This window comes from Vibrio sp. CB1-5, from assembly GCF_059412285.1.
On sequence record NZ_JBJHPB010000008.1, the window covers coordinates 1 to 16,259 of the forward strand.

16 protein-coding genes and 4 tRNA genes are annotated in these 16,259 nt (G+C 46.3%); 14 read left to right on the plus strand and 6 right to left on the minus strand.

Annotated features, from left to right (window positions below; translation table 11 throughout):
* Positions 1 to 69: 69 nt before the first annotated feature.
* The 5 genes from ACJB0T_RS07845 to ACJB0T_RS07865 all read left to right on the plus strand — a co-directional run bounded on the left by ACJB0T_RS07845 (position 70) and on the right by ACJB0T_RS07865 (position 1,880).
* Positions 70 to 144 (plus strand) — tRNA-Gln (locus ACJB0T_RS07845).
* 131 nt (positions 145 to 275) lie between these two features.
* Positions 276 to 360: transfer RNA gene (locus ACJB0T_RS07850), tRNA-Leu, on the plus strand.
* 38 nt (positions 361 to 398) lie between these two features.
* Positions 399 to 475 (plus strand) — tRNA-Met (locus ACJB0T_RS07855).
* An 83-nt stretch (positions 476 to 558) separates the two neighbouring features.
* Positions 559 to 643: transfer RNA gene (locus tag ACJB0T_RS07860), tRNA-Leu, on the plus strand.
* Between the two features lie 223 nt (positions 644 to 866).
* Positions 867 to 1,880 (plus strand): lactonase family protein, encoded by a 1,014-nt coding sequence (locus ACJB0T_RS07865; protein WP_479288976.1) that lies wholly within the window; start codon positions 867 to 869, stop codon positions 1,878 to 1,880.
* A 4-nt stretch (positions 1,881 to 1,884) separates the two neighbouring features.
* On the opposite strand, the gene ACJB0T_RS07870 is transcribed toward ACJB0T_RS07865, so the two are convergent.
* Positions 1,885 to 3,039: a 2-octaprenyl-3-methyl-6-methoxy-1,4-benzoquinol hydroxylase gene (locus ACJB0T_RS07870; RefSeq protein WP_479288974.1), complete on the minus strand. Its 1,155-nt coding sequence runs from the start codon at positions 3,037 to 3,039 to the stop codon at positions 1,885 to 1,887.
* 266 nt (positions 3,040 to 3,305) lie between these two features.
* Between ACJB0T_RS07870 and miaB the strand changes: the two genes are divergently transcribed.
* The 9 genes from miaB to crr all read left to right on the plus strand — a co-directional run bounded on the left by miaB (position 3,306) and on the right by crr (position 13,054).
* Entirely contained in the window at positions 3,306 to 4,730 is a 1,425-nt protein-coding gene (gene miaB, locus ACJB0T_RS07875) for a tRNA (N6-isopentenyl adenosine(37)-C2)-methylthiotransferase MiaB (protein ID WP_479288972.1), read from the plus strand.
* A 116-nt stretch (positions 4,731 to 4,846) separates the two neighbouring features.
* Positions 4,847 to 5,941, plus strand: coding sequence for a PhoH family protein (locus tag ACJB0T_RS07880; RefSeq protein ID WP_112478972.1), 1,095 nt, complete (start codon positions 4,847 to 4,849; stop codon positions 5,939 to 5,941).
* Complete coding sequence (gene ybeY, locus ACJB0T_RS07885; protein WP_479288970.1) at positions 5,941 to 6,405, plus strand: rRNA maturation RNase YbeY; 465 nt, start codon at positions 5,941 to 5,943, stop codon at positions 6,403 to 6,405. Before ACJB0T_RS07880 ends, ybeY begins: the two co-directional genes overlap by 1 nt.
* Before the next feature lie 65 nt (positions 6,406 to 6,470).
* The gene (corC, locus tag ACJB0T_RS07890) at positions 6,471 to 7,367 is read left to right on the plus strand and encodes a CNNM family magnesium/cobalt transport protein CorC (protein WP_112461267.1); all 897 of its coding nucleotides are present in this window, start codon (positions 6,471 to 6,473) and stop codon (positions 7,365 to 7,367) included.
* A gap of 47 nt (positions 7,368 to 7,414) precedes the next feature.
* Positions 7,415 to 8,920: an apolipoprotein N-acyltransferase gene (gene lnt / locus ACJB0T_RS07895; RefSeq protein ID WP_479288969.1), complete on the plus strand. Its 1,506-nt coding sequence runs from the start codon at positions 7,415 to 7,417 to the stop codon at positions 8,918 to 8,920.
* A gap of 194 nt (positions 8,921 to 9,114) precedes the next feature.
* On the plus strand, positions 9,115 to 10,083 hold the full coding sequence (gene cysK, locus ACJB0T_RS07900; protein ID WP_042503316.1) for a cysteine synthase A: 969 nt from the start codon (positions 9,115 to 9,117) through the stop codon (positions 10,081 to 10,083).
* A 298-nt stretch (positions 10,084 to 10,381) separates the two neighbouring features.
* Complete coding sequence (locus tag ACJB0T_RS07905) at positions 10,382 to 10,639, plus strand: HPr family phosphocarrier protein (protein WP_479288967.1); 258 nt, start codon at positions 10,382 to 10,384, stop codon at positions 10,637 to 10,639.
* A 136-nt stretch (positions 10,640 to 10,775) separates the two neighbouring features.
* Positions 10,776 to 12,503, plus strand: a complete 1,728-nt coding sequence (gene ptsI, locus ACJB0T_RS07910; protein WP_479288965.1) for a phosphoenolpyruvate-protein phosphotransferase PtsI — start codon at positions 10,776 to 10,778, stop codon at positions 12,501 to 12,503.
* Between the two features lie 41 nt (positions 12,504 to 12,544).
* Entirely contained in the window at positions 12,545 to 13,054 is a 510-nt protein-coding gene (gene crr, locus ACJB0T_RS07915; RefSeq protein WP_479288964.1) for a PTS glucose transporter subunit IIA, read from the plus strand.
* A 266-nt stretch (positions 13,055 to 13,320) separates the two neighbouring features.
* Here crr and yfcE read toward each other — a convergent pair whose 3' ends face one another.
* The 5 genes from yfcE to ACJB0T_RS07940 all read right to left on the minus strand — a co-directional run bounded on the left by yfcE (position 13,321) and on the right by ACJB0T_RS07940 (position 16,242).
* Positions 13,321 to 13,866 (minus strand): phosphodiesterase, encoded by a 546-nt coding sequence (yfcE, locus tag ACJB0T_RS07920; protein WP_479288962.1) that lies wholly within the window; start codon positions 13,864 to 13,866, stop codon positions 13,321 to 13,323.
* Between the two features lie 61 nt (positions 13,867 to 13,927).
* Positions 13,928 to 14,332 (minus strand): CBS domain-containing protein, encoded by a 405-nt coding sequence (locus ACJB0T_RS07925; protein WP_479288960.1) that lies wholly within the window; start codon positions 14,330 to 14,332, stop codon positions 13,928 to 13,930.
* Entirely contained in the window at positions 14,329 to 14,679 is a 351-nt protein-coding gene (locus ACJB0T_RS07930) for a P-II family nitrogen regulator (protein WP_042503323.1), read from the minus strand. Before ACJB0T_RS07930 ends, ACJB0T_RS07925 begins: the two co-directional genes overlap by 4 nt.
* Positions 14,669 to 15,511, minus strand: coding sequence for a DUF1538 domain-containing protein (locus ACJB0T_RS07935; RefSeq protein ID WP_479288958.1), 843 nt, complete (start codon positions 15,509 to 15,511; stop codon positions 14,669 to 14,671). The genes ACJB0T_RS07930 and ACJB0T_RS07935 overlap by 11 nt, the downstream gene beginning before the upstream one ends.
* The gene (locus tag ACJB0T_RS07940) at positions 15,508 to 16,242 is read right to left on the minus strand and encodes a DUF1538 family protein (RefSeq protein WP_479288957.1); all 735 of its coding nucleotides are present in this window, start codon (positions 16,240 to 16,242) and stop codon (positions 15,508 to 15,510) included. Before ACJB0T_RS07940 ends, ACJB0T_RS07935 begins: the two co-directional genes overlap by 4 nt.
* Positions 16,243 to 16,259 lie beyond the last annotated feature (17 nt).

The window sequence follows — 16,259 nt, forward strand, 5'->3', positions numbered from 1 at the left end:
AGGTGTGAGAGTTCAAGTCTCTCCTTCCGCACCATCTTTTAGTGTGATTGACACTTTAAACAATCCTGTTGGGCTATCGCCAAGTGGTAAGGCAGCGGCTTTTGATGCCGCCATTCCCTGGTTCGAATCCAGGTAGCCCAGCCACTATTTAAAGGTCCAGTGTTGGAGCACATGTTTTTGATGCCCCATTCATTGTCCCTGGTTCGGCTCTAAGTAGCCCAGCCATAACAACGTCTAGTTGATTCACCAATCATCGGCTAAGACTATAAATTGATGCGGAAGTGGCGGAATTGGTAGACGCACCAGATTTAGGTTCTGGCGCCGCAAGGTGTGAGAGTTCAAGTCTCTCCTTCCGCACCATCTTTCTTTTGAAAGAACAAATGGCGAAAGCCTCGAGTGGCTACGTAGCTCAGCTGGTTAGAGCACATCACTCATAATGATGGGGTCACAGGTTCGAATCCCGTCGTAGCCACCATTTATTACAACTTGCAGGTTCGCCTTCAAGTACAACGTTAAGATTGAGTTTTACCAATTACTCTCTTAACCATAAGTTTTGTTGCGGAAGTGGCGGAATTGGTAGACGCACCAGATTTAGGTTCTGGCGCCGCAAGGTGTGAGAGTTCAAGTCTCTCCTTCCGCACCATCATTAGAAAGGCTCGTCATTTGACGAGCCTTTTTTCTTTCTACGATTCTTTCGTTCATCTCTATAACAAAGTGAGTAATCACTCAATATCCCGCTAAAAGTAACTGACTCGTATTATCTTTCGCAACACTCATCACAGATTTTCCCATTGCCCCTATCCAAATTGCAACGTCACGCAGATCCTTGTTCCATATGGTTATTTATTGAAGTGGTTCACAGCGATATGCAGGCTAACGTACATATTGGTCAATATTCACAGCAAGGCCACCTTGGCTTTACTCAAGTTAAATTCGGAAAAGTAGGAACCGCTAGTTCGTTCTCGGTCAAAACTGATATCGTTAATCCTTCTTACCTCGCTCACTCTCAACATGGCCTTTATGTCGTCTCTGAGGTTTATCAAGCTGAAGGGGCTGGGTTGTATTTTCTTGCAAACGATGAGCAATATCCTCAAAAGGTTGAGCTCGACGGAGATGCGCCCTGTCATGTCGCAATTTCCGATAAGCTTGATAGAGTCGCTGTTGCCCATTATGGCACGGGAGATTTTGAACTGTTTGCTTTGGAATCAGAAGGAAAAATAGGACAACGGATAGCCAAGCTATCCAACTATGGCCAAGGCCCTCATGCTACACGCCAATTATCACCTCACAGTCATCAAGTGATGTTTATTCCTAATACGACCCAATTGGTCACGGTCGATCTTGGTATCGATTTGCTTACCTTCTACCACTGTGAAGGCAAACAAATTCAACAGTCCCAACGCTTGGAATTACCACCAGGAAGCGGGCCAAGACATGCCAGCTTTACCCAAGATGGTCTATTTGGTTTTGTATTATGTGAACTAGACGAATCTTTGACAGTGATTGCCCGAACAAAACAACAGTGGCAAATAGTCACCACTATCGCCGCATTTCCAGAGCACGCATGCCACGAAGCAGCAGCAGCCATCAAGCTCTCAGCCGATGAGCGTTTTGTGTACTTAACCAGTCGTGGTGATTCAGTGATAAGTTGGTTTGACGTGAGAGAACCCGAGCGTCCTATGTATCGAGGCTATGTCGAGGCGCATGGGGTGTTTCCTAGAGATATCAGTATCACGCCGGAGGGTAATTGGTTGCTCACGGCCAATCAACATTCGAACAACGTTTCGATATTTAAGCTCGATCCTCAAACAGGTAAGCCAAACTGGCATTCAGACTTACCTGATGTTATTGCCCCGACATGCATAGTAATTAGTACTTAGTTGATTACTTTAAGCCAATAGCGTATTTCAGCACTTGTTGTTTTATTGGCCCTGAGTGCTCAGCCAACTTAAGTATGGCGTTACGTGCAAATATCAACGGCGGCAACGTATTGCTAAAGCCTTTGTAGAACACATCCATACCTGTTTGCATTAGCAGGTTGTCTGGGCGGCGTAAACGCTCGTATTGAATCAGCGCCTGTTGTGTCACCCCTTTAGACTCAAAACAATCGAGCAGTGTTTCTACATCTTTAAAGCCTAGGTTGACCCCTTGTCCCGCTAGAGGATTAATCGTGTGTGCAGCGTCACCCACGATAACACACCCCTGCTTGTGGTAACTTTGAGCATGACGGCGGGTCAGTGGAAATGAACCGTGTTGTAGTACTTTCACTTTCCCAAGCTCAGCCGGAAAGTAAGTAGCGATCTCAGACTCCAACTGAGCAGGGCTCATATTCTTCAACTGTCGAATACGCTTAGGAGCATCATACCAAACCAGCGAGCCTTGATTACCACACAGAGGCAAAAACGAACGAGGGCCGCTTGGTGTAAACCACTGCCATGTAATATCTTGTTGCGGTAGCTCAGTTTCAACATTGATCAGCATACATTCTTGGCGATAGTCCCAAGCGGTAATACCAATACCCGCCGCTTGTCTCACTCTTGAGTTAGCGCCGTCTGCGCCCACCACTAAATGAGCCTTAATCACCCTGCCAGATTCAAGCGTAATATTGGAATGATTTGGAACAGGCGCTAGCCTTTCAACACCATCACCTTCAATAACTTTTAAGTTCTCGTAACGTGCAAACTGAGCCCAAAGACCTAATTGAATCATGCGATTTTCAACGATATAGCCCAACTGTGGAAGGGCAAGTTCATCAGCATTAAATCGAATTCGACAGTTGTCTGCTTCCCAAGTTTCAAGCCTTGCATATGGGCACACACGGGTGTCGTTAATTGCGTTCCAAGCATCTAAAGCTTGCAGAAGATCGACAGAACGATATGAAATAGCAGATACGCGTAAATCCATCGGCTGGGCTTGGTCAAATGGTTCCGGTGTGAACTTCTCAATAACAGCAACGGACCGCCCCTGCTTTGCAAGACCGAGAGCAAGAGCCGCTCCTACCATTCCACCGCCAACGACGACTATTTCATACTGTTCCATAGTGCTAATACTGTCTTAAAATCAATGTGTTCTCATTGTACGTAGCGACTTACTAAAGCGCGAGTTTTTTCCCCGTCAAAATCCTTGCTTTTGTGAGGGCTAATTTCGACGTGCACCAATTGAAATATAAGCTCTCAAAGAGATTTTTCCCTACCCCTAGTCAGGCGGTTTTTAAAGCAGTACAATACGCCGCTTACCGCCGAGATGGTGGCTATAATTTGAACAATAGTTCAACATAAGATTTACATAACTGACGAGCGATAGTGATGAGTAAGAAACTGCTAATTAAAACCTGGGGTTGCCAGATGAACGAATACGATTCATCAAAAATGGCCGATCTGCTTAATGCTGCAAATGGCTACGAGCTAACTGAAGTGCCAGAGGAAGCAGACGTACTACTATTGAACACTTGTTCGATCCGTGAAAAAGCGCAAGAGAAAGTTTTCCACCAACTTGGTCGCTGGAAAACACTTAAAGACAAGAAAGACGGCGTTGTGATCGGTGTTGGTGGCTGCGTAGCGACTCAAGAAGGTGATCACATCCGCGAGCGAGCACCATACGTAGACGTGATTTTTGGCCCGCAAACTCTGCACCGCCTACCTGAAATGATCAAACAGTCGCAAAACGACGAAGTTCCGGTTATGGATATCTCGTTCCCAGAGATCGAGAAGTTCGACCGTCTGCCTGAGCCTCGTGCTGAAGGTGCAACGGCATTCGTTTCTATTATGGAAGGCTGTTCAAAATACTGCACTTACTGCGTTGTACCATACACGCGTGGTGAGGAAGTTAGCCGTCCAATGGATGACGTTCTATTCGAAATCGCTCAGCTTGCAGAGCAAGGCGTGCGTGAAGTGAACCTTCTAGGTCAAAACGTTAACGCGTACCGCGGCCCAATGCATGATGGCGACATCTGTTCATTCGCAGAACTGTTGCGCCTAGTCGCGTCCATTGATGGTATTGACCGTATTCGATTCACAACTAGCCACCCGCTAGAATTTACCGATGACATCATCGCAGTATACGAAGACACGCCTGAGCTTGTAAGCTTCCTGCACCTTCCGGTACAAAGTGGTTCAGACCGCATCCTAACGATGATGAAGCGTCCTCATACGGCAATTGAGTACAAGTCTATTATTCGTAAGCTTCGTAAAGCGCGTCCTGATATTCAAATCAGCTCTGACTTCATTGTTGGTTTCCCTGGTGAGACAGACAAAGACTTCCAAGACACCATGAAGCTAATCAAAGATGTGGATTTCGATATGAGCTTTAGCTTTATCTTCTCACCACGTCCAGGTACGCCTGCGGCAGATTACCCATGTGATCTACCAGAGCAAACCAAGAAAGACCGTTTGTACGAGCTACAGCAAACAGTTAACACGCAAGCGATGCGCTACTCTCGTCTCATGCTAGACACTGAGCAACGCGTTCTTGTTGAAGGCCCATCGAAGAAAAACCTGATGGAACTGCGTGCACGTACTGAAAACAACCGTGTCGTAAACTTCGAAGGTGGCGCTGAGCTAATCGGCCAATTTGTTGATGTAAAAATTACTGATGTGTTTGCGAACTCTCTACGCGGTGAACTCGTAAGAACAGAAAAAGATATGGATCTTCGCTCGGTAATTTCACCAATGCAAATGATGGCGAAAACCAAACGCGAAGATGAGCTAGGTGTGGCTACCTTTACGCCTTAACGCCTATACCCAATACGCTCCATTGTGCTATTTTGGAGTGACATGGGAAGAAATGTGGAGTCCGGTCAAAATCGGACTCCGTTCATCGCCCTCAAAGGGCAAAATGCGAGGCAACATTGAGTAATCAAATCGTAACTCTAGAAATCAATCTAGAACCTTCAGACAACCGCCGTCTGTCCAGCTTGTGCGGTCCTTTCGATGACAATATCAAACACTTAGAACGCCGTTTAGGTGTCGAAATCAACCATAGAAGTAATTACTTCACTATTGTTGGCAAACCGCATACCAGTGCCGCAGCTCTCGACATTCTCAAATCACTTTACGTTGATACTGCGCCAGTACGTGGTCAATTTCCTGACATCGAACCAGAGCAGATCCACCTAGCGGTAAAAGAGTCTGGAGTACTAGAGCAAAATACCGAATCTGAAATTGCTCACGGTAAAGAGGTCTTTGTTAAGACCAAAAAAGGCATCATCAAGCCACGTACCCCAAACCAAGCGCAATACCTAGTGAACATGGTCACTCATGACATCAGCTTTGGTATTGGTCCTGCAGGTACTGGTAAAACATACCTTGCCGTTGCCGCCGCTGTGGATGCGCTAGAGCGCCAAGAGATCCGCCGTATTCTATTGACTCGACCTGCGGTTGAAGCCGGTGAAAAACTTGGCTTCCTACCGGGTGACCTTAGCCAAAAAGTCGATCCATATTTGCGTCCACTTTATGACGCGCTGTTCGAGATGCTTGGCTTTGAGCGTGTTGAAAAACTGATTGAGCGAAACGTGATTGAAGTTGCACCGCTTGCTTACATGCGTGGTCGTACTCTTAACGATGCGTTTATTATTCTCGATGAAAGCCAGAACACAACGGTTGAACAGATGAAGATGTTCTTGACCCGTATTGGCTTCAACTCGCGCGCAGTTATCACCGGTGACGTGACTCAGATTGACTTGCCACGAGGCGCGAAGTCTGGTCTTCGTCATGCTATCGAAGTGCTTAACGAAGTTGACGAAATCAGCTTCAACTTCTTCCAATCAGACGACGTCGTGCGCCACCCTGTTGTCGCTCGCATTGTTAACGCCTACGAAAAATGGGAAGCGGAAGATGCGAAAGCTCGCAAAGAGATAGAGCGCAAACGTCGTGAAGAACGAGAAGCAGCACAAGCGCTGCTCGACAAAGCCGCGGCGACAAGCACACCTTCGGAAAGTAAATAATGAGCATTGAACTGGATTTACAACTTGCTGTCGAATCAGAACAAGGCCTGCCAAGCGCTGATGAATTTCAGCGCTGGTTAGACAAGACGATTATTCCTTTTCAAAAAGAAGCGGAACTCACTATCCGTATCGTTGACGAGCAAGAAAGCCACCAACTCAACCACGAGTATCGTGGCAAAGACAAGCCCACTAACGTGCTTTCATTCCCATTCGAAGCACCTCCAGGCGTAGAGATGAACCTCCTTGGCGATATGATTATCTGCCGCCAAGTGGTCGAAAAAGAGGCGATTGAGCAGTCAAAGCCCTTGAACGCACACTGGGCACATATGGTTGTACATGGCAGTCTTCATCTGCTAGGTTATGATCATATTGAAGATGAAGAAGCCGAAGAAATGGAAGCTTTGGAAACTGAAATTATGCTTGAAATGGGCTTTGAAGACCCATATCTTGCAGAAAAGGAGTAGAGGCTAATCTCGCCCCTGCACATGTGCGCTATCACACATCTGATAGCATTCTGAATTGAGAAGTCATGAACGAAGAGTCTTCTCCCTCTCAACCAGAGGGAAACAGTAAAAAATCTGAAGGTCCGAGTAGGAAGTCCTTCTTTGAGCGCCTAGGTCAAATTTTTCAAGGCGAACCAAAAGATCGCCAAGAGCTAGTGGATGTTATCCGCGACTCTGAAGAAAACGACCTAATTGACCATGACACCCGCGACATGCTTGAAGGTGTTATGGAAATTTCTGAAATGCGAGTACGCGACATTATGTTGCCACGTTCGCAAATGGTCACTATCGAACGTTCCGATAACCTCGATAAACTGATCGCACTAATGACCGATGCACAGCACTCACGCTACCCAGTCATAAGTGAAGATAAAGACCATGTAGAAGGCATCCTCTTAGCTAAGGACCTCCTCCGTTACTTGGGCTCTGACAGCGCCCCATTTGATATTGAAGAAGTGATCCGCCCTGCTGTAGTGGTTCCTGAAAGTAAGCGTGTAGACCGCCTACTGAAAGAGTTCCGTGAAGAGCGTTATCACATGGCCATTGTTGTTGACGAATTCGGCGGAGTATCAGGTCTGGTGACCATCGAAGATATTCTTGAAGAAATCGTTGGTGAAATCGAAGATGAGTTCGATGACGATGATGAGCTAGATATCAGAAAACTGAGTAAGCACACGTTCGCTGTGAAAGCGCTCACCACAATTGAAGAGTTTAACGATACGTTCGGCTCTACCTTTAGTGATGAAGAAGTGGATACCGTTGGTGGCTTAGTCATGACTGCATTTGGTCACTTACCGACTCGCGGTGAAGTGGTTGAAATAGAAAATTACAACTTTAAGGTGACAGCGGCGGATAACCGTCGTGTGGTCCAAGTCCAAGTGACTATCCCGGATCAAGAAACCGCTTCAAGCGTTGAAGAGTAAACACCCACCTCAACCTTGAGCTCACCGAATAAGTGAGAAAATCATAAATGAAGAAAAGTCTTCGACTACTGCGGCCCATTGGGGCCGCTTTTGTTGGCGCAAGCACAACTCTTGCCTTCGCGCCCTATCAGCTTTGGCCTCTTGCCATTGTCAGCCCATTCCTTCTTATGCTACTTATCCGTGGCCGAAGCAGCAAAAGCGCACTTTGGACGGGTTACGCGTGGGGACTTGGTCAATTTGCTACCGGGATCAGTTGGGTTCACGTCAGCATTGATACCTTTGGTGGTATGCCCAAAATAGCCAGCCTATTTCTGATGGCACTGCTTGTCGGCTATCTGTCTATCTATTCTGCGCTCTTTGCATGGTCGCTTAATCGCTTTTTCCCATCGGATAGTAAAACCCGCTATTTTGTCGCTGCGCCCACATTGTGGCTCATATTTGATTGGGCACGAGGCTGGGTGATGACAGGGTTCCCATGGCTGTGGCTGGGTTACAGCCAAATAGACTCTCCCCTAGGCAATTTTGCACCTATTGGCGGCGTCGAGCTCATTACACTGCTTCTTATCATCATGGCAGGTAGTTTTACTTACCTTACCGTTACCAAACAATGGCAATTGCTACTCATTCCTATGGTGGTGTTAGCAACGGGATTTGGTCTTCGAAACTATGATTGGGTAATGCCCGCTCCTCAAAGAACCAAGTCCGTCGCGTTGATTCAAGGTAATGTCGACCAAGCGCAAAAGTGGCTTCCTAATCATCGCTGGCCAACCATTATGAAGTACACCGATCTCAGTCGAGAAAACTGGGATGCGGATATTATCATCTGGCCAGAAGCAGCGATCCCTGCCATGGAATTCGAGTTGCCTTCATTTTTGAGCAACTTAGATTCCGCCGCTAAGATGAACCACTCTGCGGTGATTACAGGCGTTATCAACAGAACGGATTCTGGAGAATACTACAACAGCATCTTAGTCGTCGGCCAAACGCCTTATGGTGATTACGAAATGGATTTGGATGAGCGTTACCACAAACATCACTTACTACCGTTTGGCGAGTTTGTACCTTTTGGCGACATTCTAAGACCCATCGCACCGTTCTTTAACTTGCCGATGTCGTCATTCAGTCGTGGTGCTTATGTACAACCAAACATTGTGGCTAATGGTATGCATCTCGCGCCCGCTCTGTGTTACGAGATCATCTTTGGGGAGCAAGTTAGACAAAACGTGACTGACGACACTGACTATCTGCTCACTCTATCCAATGATGCTTGGTTTGGTCGCTCAATCGGTCCTTTGCAACATATGGAAATTGCCCGTATGCGAGCATTGGAGCTCGGTTTGCCATTGATCCGCTCAACCAACAATGGCGTGACAGCGGTCACCGACCATAAAGGTGACATCATTGCCGAGGCCCCTCAGTTTGAAACCGCGGTTCTCCGCACAGACGTTACCCCAACGGATGGTACAACCTGGTACCGCGAAGTTGGCAGCTGGCCACTTTATATTTGGGTAGCACTGTGTCTTGGTTTTGGCGTTTTACGTCGTAAACCTTAATCCCAGTCCTTAGTGGCTTGCCGCGCTGGCGCCTAGCCACTAAGGGACTTTCCACCATTCCTACAGCACTTCAAACGCCTGCCGATAAACTTTCTTCCATAATATATAACTATTTGGTTCTTTTACGTTGCCAAACAAAGTCATATTCTTATCAGGTAATCAATAACCACCACGGTTGAATGAAGGAACATAGAATGAGCAAGATTTACGAAGATAACTCCCTGACGATTGGTAACACCCCTCTAGTTCGCCTAAACAAAGTAAGCAACGGCAACGTTCTTGCTAAAGTAGAAGCGCGTAACCCTAGCTTCAGCGTTAAGTGCCGTATCGGTGCTAACATGATCTGGGAAGCAGAAAAAGACGGTCGTCTAAAAGCGGGCGTAGAACTTGTTGAGCCAACCAGTGGTAACACAGGCATCGCACTTGCTTTCGTTGCAGCAGCTCGTGGCTACAAACTAACGCTAACGATGCCAGAATCTATGAGTCTTGAGCGTCGCAAACTTCTTAAAGCACTAGGCGCAAACCTTGAGCTAACGGAAGCGGCAAAGGGCATGAAAGGTGCGATTGCTAAAGCAGAAGAAATAGTTGCTTCTAACCCAGAGAAGTACCTACTGCTTCAACAATTCAACAACCCTGCAAACCCTGCAATCCACGAGAAAACAACGGGTCCTGAAATCTGGGATGCAACTGATGGTGAAGTGGACGTATTTGTAGCAGGCGTTGGTACTGGTGGTACTATCACAGGTACTAGCCGCTACATTAAAGGTGAGAAAGGTAAAGCTATCGTTTCTGTTGCAGTAGAGCCAGCAGAGTCACCAGTTATCACTCAAGCACTAGCAGGTGAAGAGATCCAACCAGCACCGCACAAAATCCAAGGTATCGGCGCAGGCTTTATCCCAGAAAACTTGGATCTTGAGCTTCTAGACCGTGTTGAGCAGGTAACTTCGGAAGAAGCTATCGAAATGGCACGTCGCCTAATGGAAGAAGAGGGTATCCTTGCTGGTATTTCTTCAGGCGCAGCGGTTGTGGCAGCCAACAGACTAGCAGAACTCCCTGAATTTAAAGGAAAAACAATTGTAACTGTACTACCAAGCTCAGGTGAGCGTTACCTAAGTTCAGCATTGTTCGCAGGTATATTTACTGACAAAGAGATTCAGCAGTAATATGTAGCCAAATCAATTTTTGCACGAAAAAAGCCCCTTTAAGGGGCTTTTTTGTTGAATCTCTGTCAGCCTTTGGTAATATCAGGGCAGTTTTATTTTAAGCCTAAAAATAAATAGGCTGAATACAGAATTTCGTAAGACATACATACAGCGAAGACTGCAATCATGTCCTACAATTCTAGTCCGACACAATTCTTAACAGTTATGACTTTCGTACTATAGCGAGGCGTAACATTTAACGGTAAGCTTTGTTTGGTCTAGAAACTAAACATAAAATAAATCAATTGGGGTATAAAAAATGTACGAGAAGCAAGTAGAAATCACAGCAGAAAACGGCCTACACACTCGTCCGGCTGCTCAGTTCGTTAAAGAAGCAAAAGCATTTGACGCTGACATCACTGTGGCTACTAACGGCAAAAGCGCTAGCGCAAAAAGCCTATTCAAACTACAAACTCTAGGTCTAGTTAAAGGCACTACTATCACAATCGCTGCTGAAGGCCCACAAGCTCAACAAGCAGTAGACCACCTAGTAGCTCTAATCCCTGAGCTTCACTAAGAACCCAGTTCTCCTTAAAGCCATTTTGTGAAAACAGAATGGCTTTATTGGAAATAGCTCTAGCTATCAGCTACACATAATAAGTGGCTAATAACTATCCAATCTTTAACACACTAGACCATATAAAGGTAAAGCTATGATTTCAGGCATCCTAGCATCTCCTGGTATTGCTATTGGTAAAGCACTACTACTTCAAGAAGACGAAATTGTTCTAAACACGTCGACTATTTCAGATGACCAAGTTGAAGCAGAAGTTGCACGTTTTTTTGACGCTCGCAACAAGTCAGCTCAACAGCTAGAAGTCGTTAAGCAAAAAGCGCTTGAGACTTTTGGTGAAGAGAAAGAGGCTATCTTCGAAGGCCATATCATGCTTCTTGAAGATGAAGAGCTAGAAGAGGAAATCCTAGCACTCATCAAGAAAGACAAACTATCTGCAGACAACGCGATTCACACAGTAATTGAAGAGCAAGCAACTGCACTAGAATCTCTAGATGACGAATACCTTAAAGAACGTGCAACTGATATCCGTGATATCGGTACTCGTTTTGTTAAAAATGCACTAGGCATCAACATCGTTTCACTAGGTGATATCGATGAAGAAGTTATTCTAGTCGCTTACGACCTAACGCCATCTGAAACTGCACAAATCAACCTTGATTACGTACTAGGTTTCGCATGTGACATCGGCGGTCGTACTTCGCACACTTCTATCATGGCACGTTCACTAGAACTTCCTGCGATTGTTGGTACTAACGACATCACTAAGAAAGTGAACAACGGCGACATGTTGGTTCTTGACGCGATGAACAACAAGATCATCGTAAACCCAACACAAGCTGAGATTGACGAAGCTAAAGCGGTACGTGAAGCGTTCCTTGCAGAAAAAGAGGAACTAGCAAAACTTAAAGACCTACCTGCAGAAACTCTAGACGGCCATCGTGTAGAAGTTTGCGGTAACATCGGTACAGTGAAAGACTGCGATGGCATCAACCGTAATGGCGGTGAAGGTGTTGGTCTGTATCGTACAGAATTCCTATTCATGGACCGTACTTCTCTTCCGACTGAAGAAGAGCAGTATCAAGCTTATAAAGAAGTTGCGGAAGCAATGCACGGTCACGCGGTAATCATCCGTACTATGGATATCGGTGGTGATAAAGATCTACCATACCTAGACCTACCTCAAGAAATGAACCCATTCCTTGGCTGGCGTGCAGTACGTATTAGCTTGGATCGTCGTGAAATCCTTCGTGACCAGCTACGCGGTATCCTGCGTGCATCTGCACACGGTAAGCTACGCATCATGTTCCCAATGATCATCTCTGTAGAAGAGATTCGTGAACTGAAAGCAGCTATCGAAGAGTACAAGGCAGAACTTCGCGCTGAAGGCTTAGCCTTTGACGAAAACATCGAAATCGGTGTAATGGTTGAAACGCCTGCTGCTGCTGCGATTGCACACCACCTAGCGAAAGAAGTTTCGTTCTTTAGTATTGGTACTAACGACCTAACTCAGTATACTCTAGCTGTAGACCGTGGTAATGAGCTGATTTCTCACCTTTACAACCCACTATCACCTGCTGTTCTAACAGTGATCAAGCAAGTGATTGACGCTTCTCATAAAGAAGGCAAGTGGACAGGTATGTGTGGTGAGCTTGCTGGCGACGAACGTGCGACTCTACTTCTACTAGGCATGGGCCTAGATGAGTTTAGTATGAGCGGTATTTCGATTCCTAAGGTTAAGAAAGTTATCCGCAACGCTAACTTCGCAGAAGTAAAAGCAATGGCTGATGAAGCGCTAGAAATGGCGACTGCTGCAGAAATTGAGGCACACGTCGAAAAATTTATCGCAGAAAAGACAAACAGCTAATATAATTGACTGGATTAAAATCAAACCTTTAGGAGCACGACATGGGTCTGTTTGACAAACTGAAGAAGCTAGTATCTGACGACAGCGCTGACACTGGTGCAATCGAAATTATCGCACCTCTATCTGGTGAAATCGTAAACATCGAAGATGTGCCAGACGTAGTATTCGCTGAGAAAATCGTTGGTGACGGTATTGCAATCAAGCCAGCTGGCGACAAAATGGTAGCTCCAGTAAACGGTACTATCGGTAAGATCTTCGAAACGAACCACGCGTTCTCAATCGAATCTGACGACGGCATCGAGCTATTTGTTCACTTCGGTATCGACACTGTTGAACTGAAAGGTGAAGGCTTCAAGCGTATCGCTGAAGAAGGCCAAACTGTGAAAGCTGGCGACACTATCATTGAATTCGATCTTTCTCTTCTAGAAGAGAAAGCGAAGTCAACGCTAACGCCTGTAGTTATCTCTAACATGGACGAAATCAAAGAGCTTAACAAGCTTGCTGGTGCCGTGACTGTTGGCGAAACACCTGTACTACGTGTAACTAAGTAATTAGTTCTCTCGAAGTAGAAAAAACGCAGCTTAATCGCTGCGTTTTTTTATGCCTGCTGTTTGGCATTCATTCGTCAAAAATCGAAGTCCGCCGTCATCTTCACGCACGTGAAGATCTATTAAACCGCGTAACTAACTGGTCAATAAAGACTATGTTGCATAATTATCGTTTGCCACGCGCTGTGTGAGATCCCCTTTTTCAAGGGGATGACTCGTTACTTCGGGATGGTTAAGTTCATAGAAGGGGTTTGAGGCAAAGAAGACAGTTATAGCTCTATAGACGCCAGCACTTCACCATCGAAGGTTTGAACACTGAGTCGATTATCTTCCAGCAGACCAAAGCTCGCCGCAAACTCATTGCGCGGGAAAGTTATCGACCCCGGATTAAAGATGATTTGCTCGCCTTGCCACTCGGCAACGGGAATATGAGTATGACCATGGGCAATGACATCGCCTTGCTTGAGCGGCGGACGCTTATCACTGTTGTACAAGTGACCATGGGTTAGAAATAAACGCTGCCCGGTCGGCAACATCACCCAGGTGTAATCGCTCATCATTGGAAACTCAAGCAGCATCTGATCCACTTCACTGTCACAATTACCACGAACCGCAATGATCTCTTGCTTATGTGCATTAAGAAGCTCTGCGACCTTCGGAGGGTTATAACTACCTGGTACTGGGTTTCTTGGACCATGATTGAGGACATCCCCCAAAATCACCAGATGTTCAGCCCCTGAGCGGCGGTAATGCTCCAATACTTGCTCGGTGGCTTCTTGGCTGCCGTGTAAGTCCGACGCAAAGAACAGTTTCATTGATTTTTCTCCAACACTTTCTTTGTGGTTATTGTATCGAACTTACCCACACGGTACAGAGCTAATCGATCCCGAGCATCCCGTTCACAACAATGTTATTGTAACTAACCATACCGATCACACGCCCGTCTTCAATCACTGGTGCTCTACTGATTCCAAATCGCTCAAACAATCGGGCGCAATACTTCACATTCATATTCGGATCGACACACAAAGCAGGCTTAGTCATGATTTCATAGATATTAGTACGCTGCGGAGAACGGTTGCGCGCCAACACCTTTTTAGCGATGTCGTTCATGAGCACAATACCAAATTCGTCATCATCGCTGCGCTTTTCAACCACCAGCGCTTTCACTCGGTGCTCTTTCGCCAGCACAATCCCATCGTGTACCGTCTTTAGTCCATCGACCATCACATAAGTGTTGGCCATCACATCGCGTACGCTTACCCTTTTCTGCTGAGTCATAGTTCGTCCTCCACAACTTTGGTCAATGTCTCTACTTGATGAGCGACACCCACTGCATCTTCTATATCTATTTGCACTGCTATCCCTTGTCCCGACGTTTGGTCAAACTCCCCTACTTGGCTAATTGTCTCCAATATGTGGCGAGATAAATGCTCTTCGACCACAAACAACACCACATCTTTTTGCACCTCTAAGGTCAGACCAAAAAAGGTTTGCTTCTTATTGAGGCCTTCACCTCTCGCATTGTTAATGACTGTTGCACCGGTCGCGCCCGCGTCACGAGCCGCGTCCAATACTTGCTCTGTCTTGCTATCTTCTACGAACGCAAGGATCAGTTTAAAGCGCATTGTTCTTCTCCTTAGAAGTAAGATGATCTTCGCCGTCCTGCTCCTCTGTAGAACTATGATCGACAGAAGAACGAGCCGTTAAATATTGCGTAAGCTGGGCATACGCCATTACAGAGATAATCGGAAATAGGCTGGCAAAAGCGATGAGACCAAAGCCATCTATCATTGGGTTTCTACCAGGGACTGTTGATGCTAAGCCAAGGCCAAGTGCCGTCACAAGCGGTACCGTTACCGTTGACGTTGTCACCCCACCAGAGTCATAAGCAAGTGGGACAATAAATTTCGGCGCGTAATAGGTTTGGATCACCACCACTATGTAACCGGCAATGATGTAATAGTGAATAGGATCGCCGACAACAATACGATAACTGCCTAGAGCAATACCAACCGCCACGCCAAGGGCAACTGCAATTCTAAGACCATTCACCGATATTGCCCCTGCAGACACTTGATTCGCTTTGATCGCAACGGCAAGCAGTGAAGGTTCTGCAATAGTCGTACTAAACCCAATACAAAACGCGAACAAGAAAACCCAGTAGTAATCTATCCACTCGAGAGTACCGCCTAAAGTAATACGCACTTGATTGAGAAAGTCTGGTGCAGTGAGCTGCATTGCCATGGTTTCACCCAATGGGAACAGCGCAAGCTCTAGACCGACCAAAAATAAGCTAAGGCCAACAATGACATAACCAAAGCCAATCATGACTTTTACCGGGTTGGCGATAGGCTTTTTGAGAATGGCAAATTGAAAACCAAAGATGATGACCATGATCGGCGTGACATCGCGAATGGTCATTAGTAACGTGTTTAAAAACTCCCAAACAAAGCTCATACCATCACCATCCCATAAACCATCACAAACATCATGGGCAACAAGGACGCAAAGGCAATCAGTCCAAAGCCATCCAACATAGGATTCCGGCCTTTAATGGTGCTTGCCAGACCAACCCCAAGCGCCGTAACTAAGGGGACGGTTATGGTTGAGGTCGTCACCCCTCCCGAGTCATAGGCAACACCGATAATGTATTCTGGGGCAAACCAAGTTAACACCACGACGCCAATATAACCGCCGATAATCAACACATGAATAGGCCAACCTTTAAGTATCCTCAGCACGCCAAGTACGATGGCTAACCCAACAGAAATCGCCACAGATAGGCGCAGTCCATCGGCATAGCTTTGCATTGAGTGTTCGGTCATGGGGATAATACCGCCCTTGGCAGCGACCTCTGCGGCTTCAGCAGAAACAGCGGTAAGCGCCGGTTCAGCAATGGTAGTGCCAAAGCCCAGACAAAAAGAAAACACCATGAGCCAAAACACGCTCCCTTTACGGGCGAATGATTGCGCCATAGTCTCCCCAATGGGAAACAATCCCATTTCAAGACCAAAGACAAAGAAAGTCAGACCAAGTACAACCAGCAGTAAGCCGAATAGAATCGAGAGGACATTAGGGAGAGGCTCTTGAAGAACTACGAGCTGAAAGAACAAAACGACAAGGACGATGGGCATAAGATCCTTAAAGCTATTTATCATAGCGCCAAGGAGTGATTTCAAACCTTGCATGGGCACCTCCCTTATCC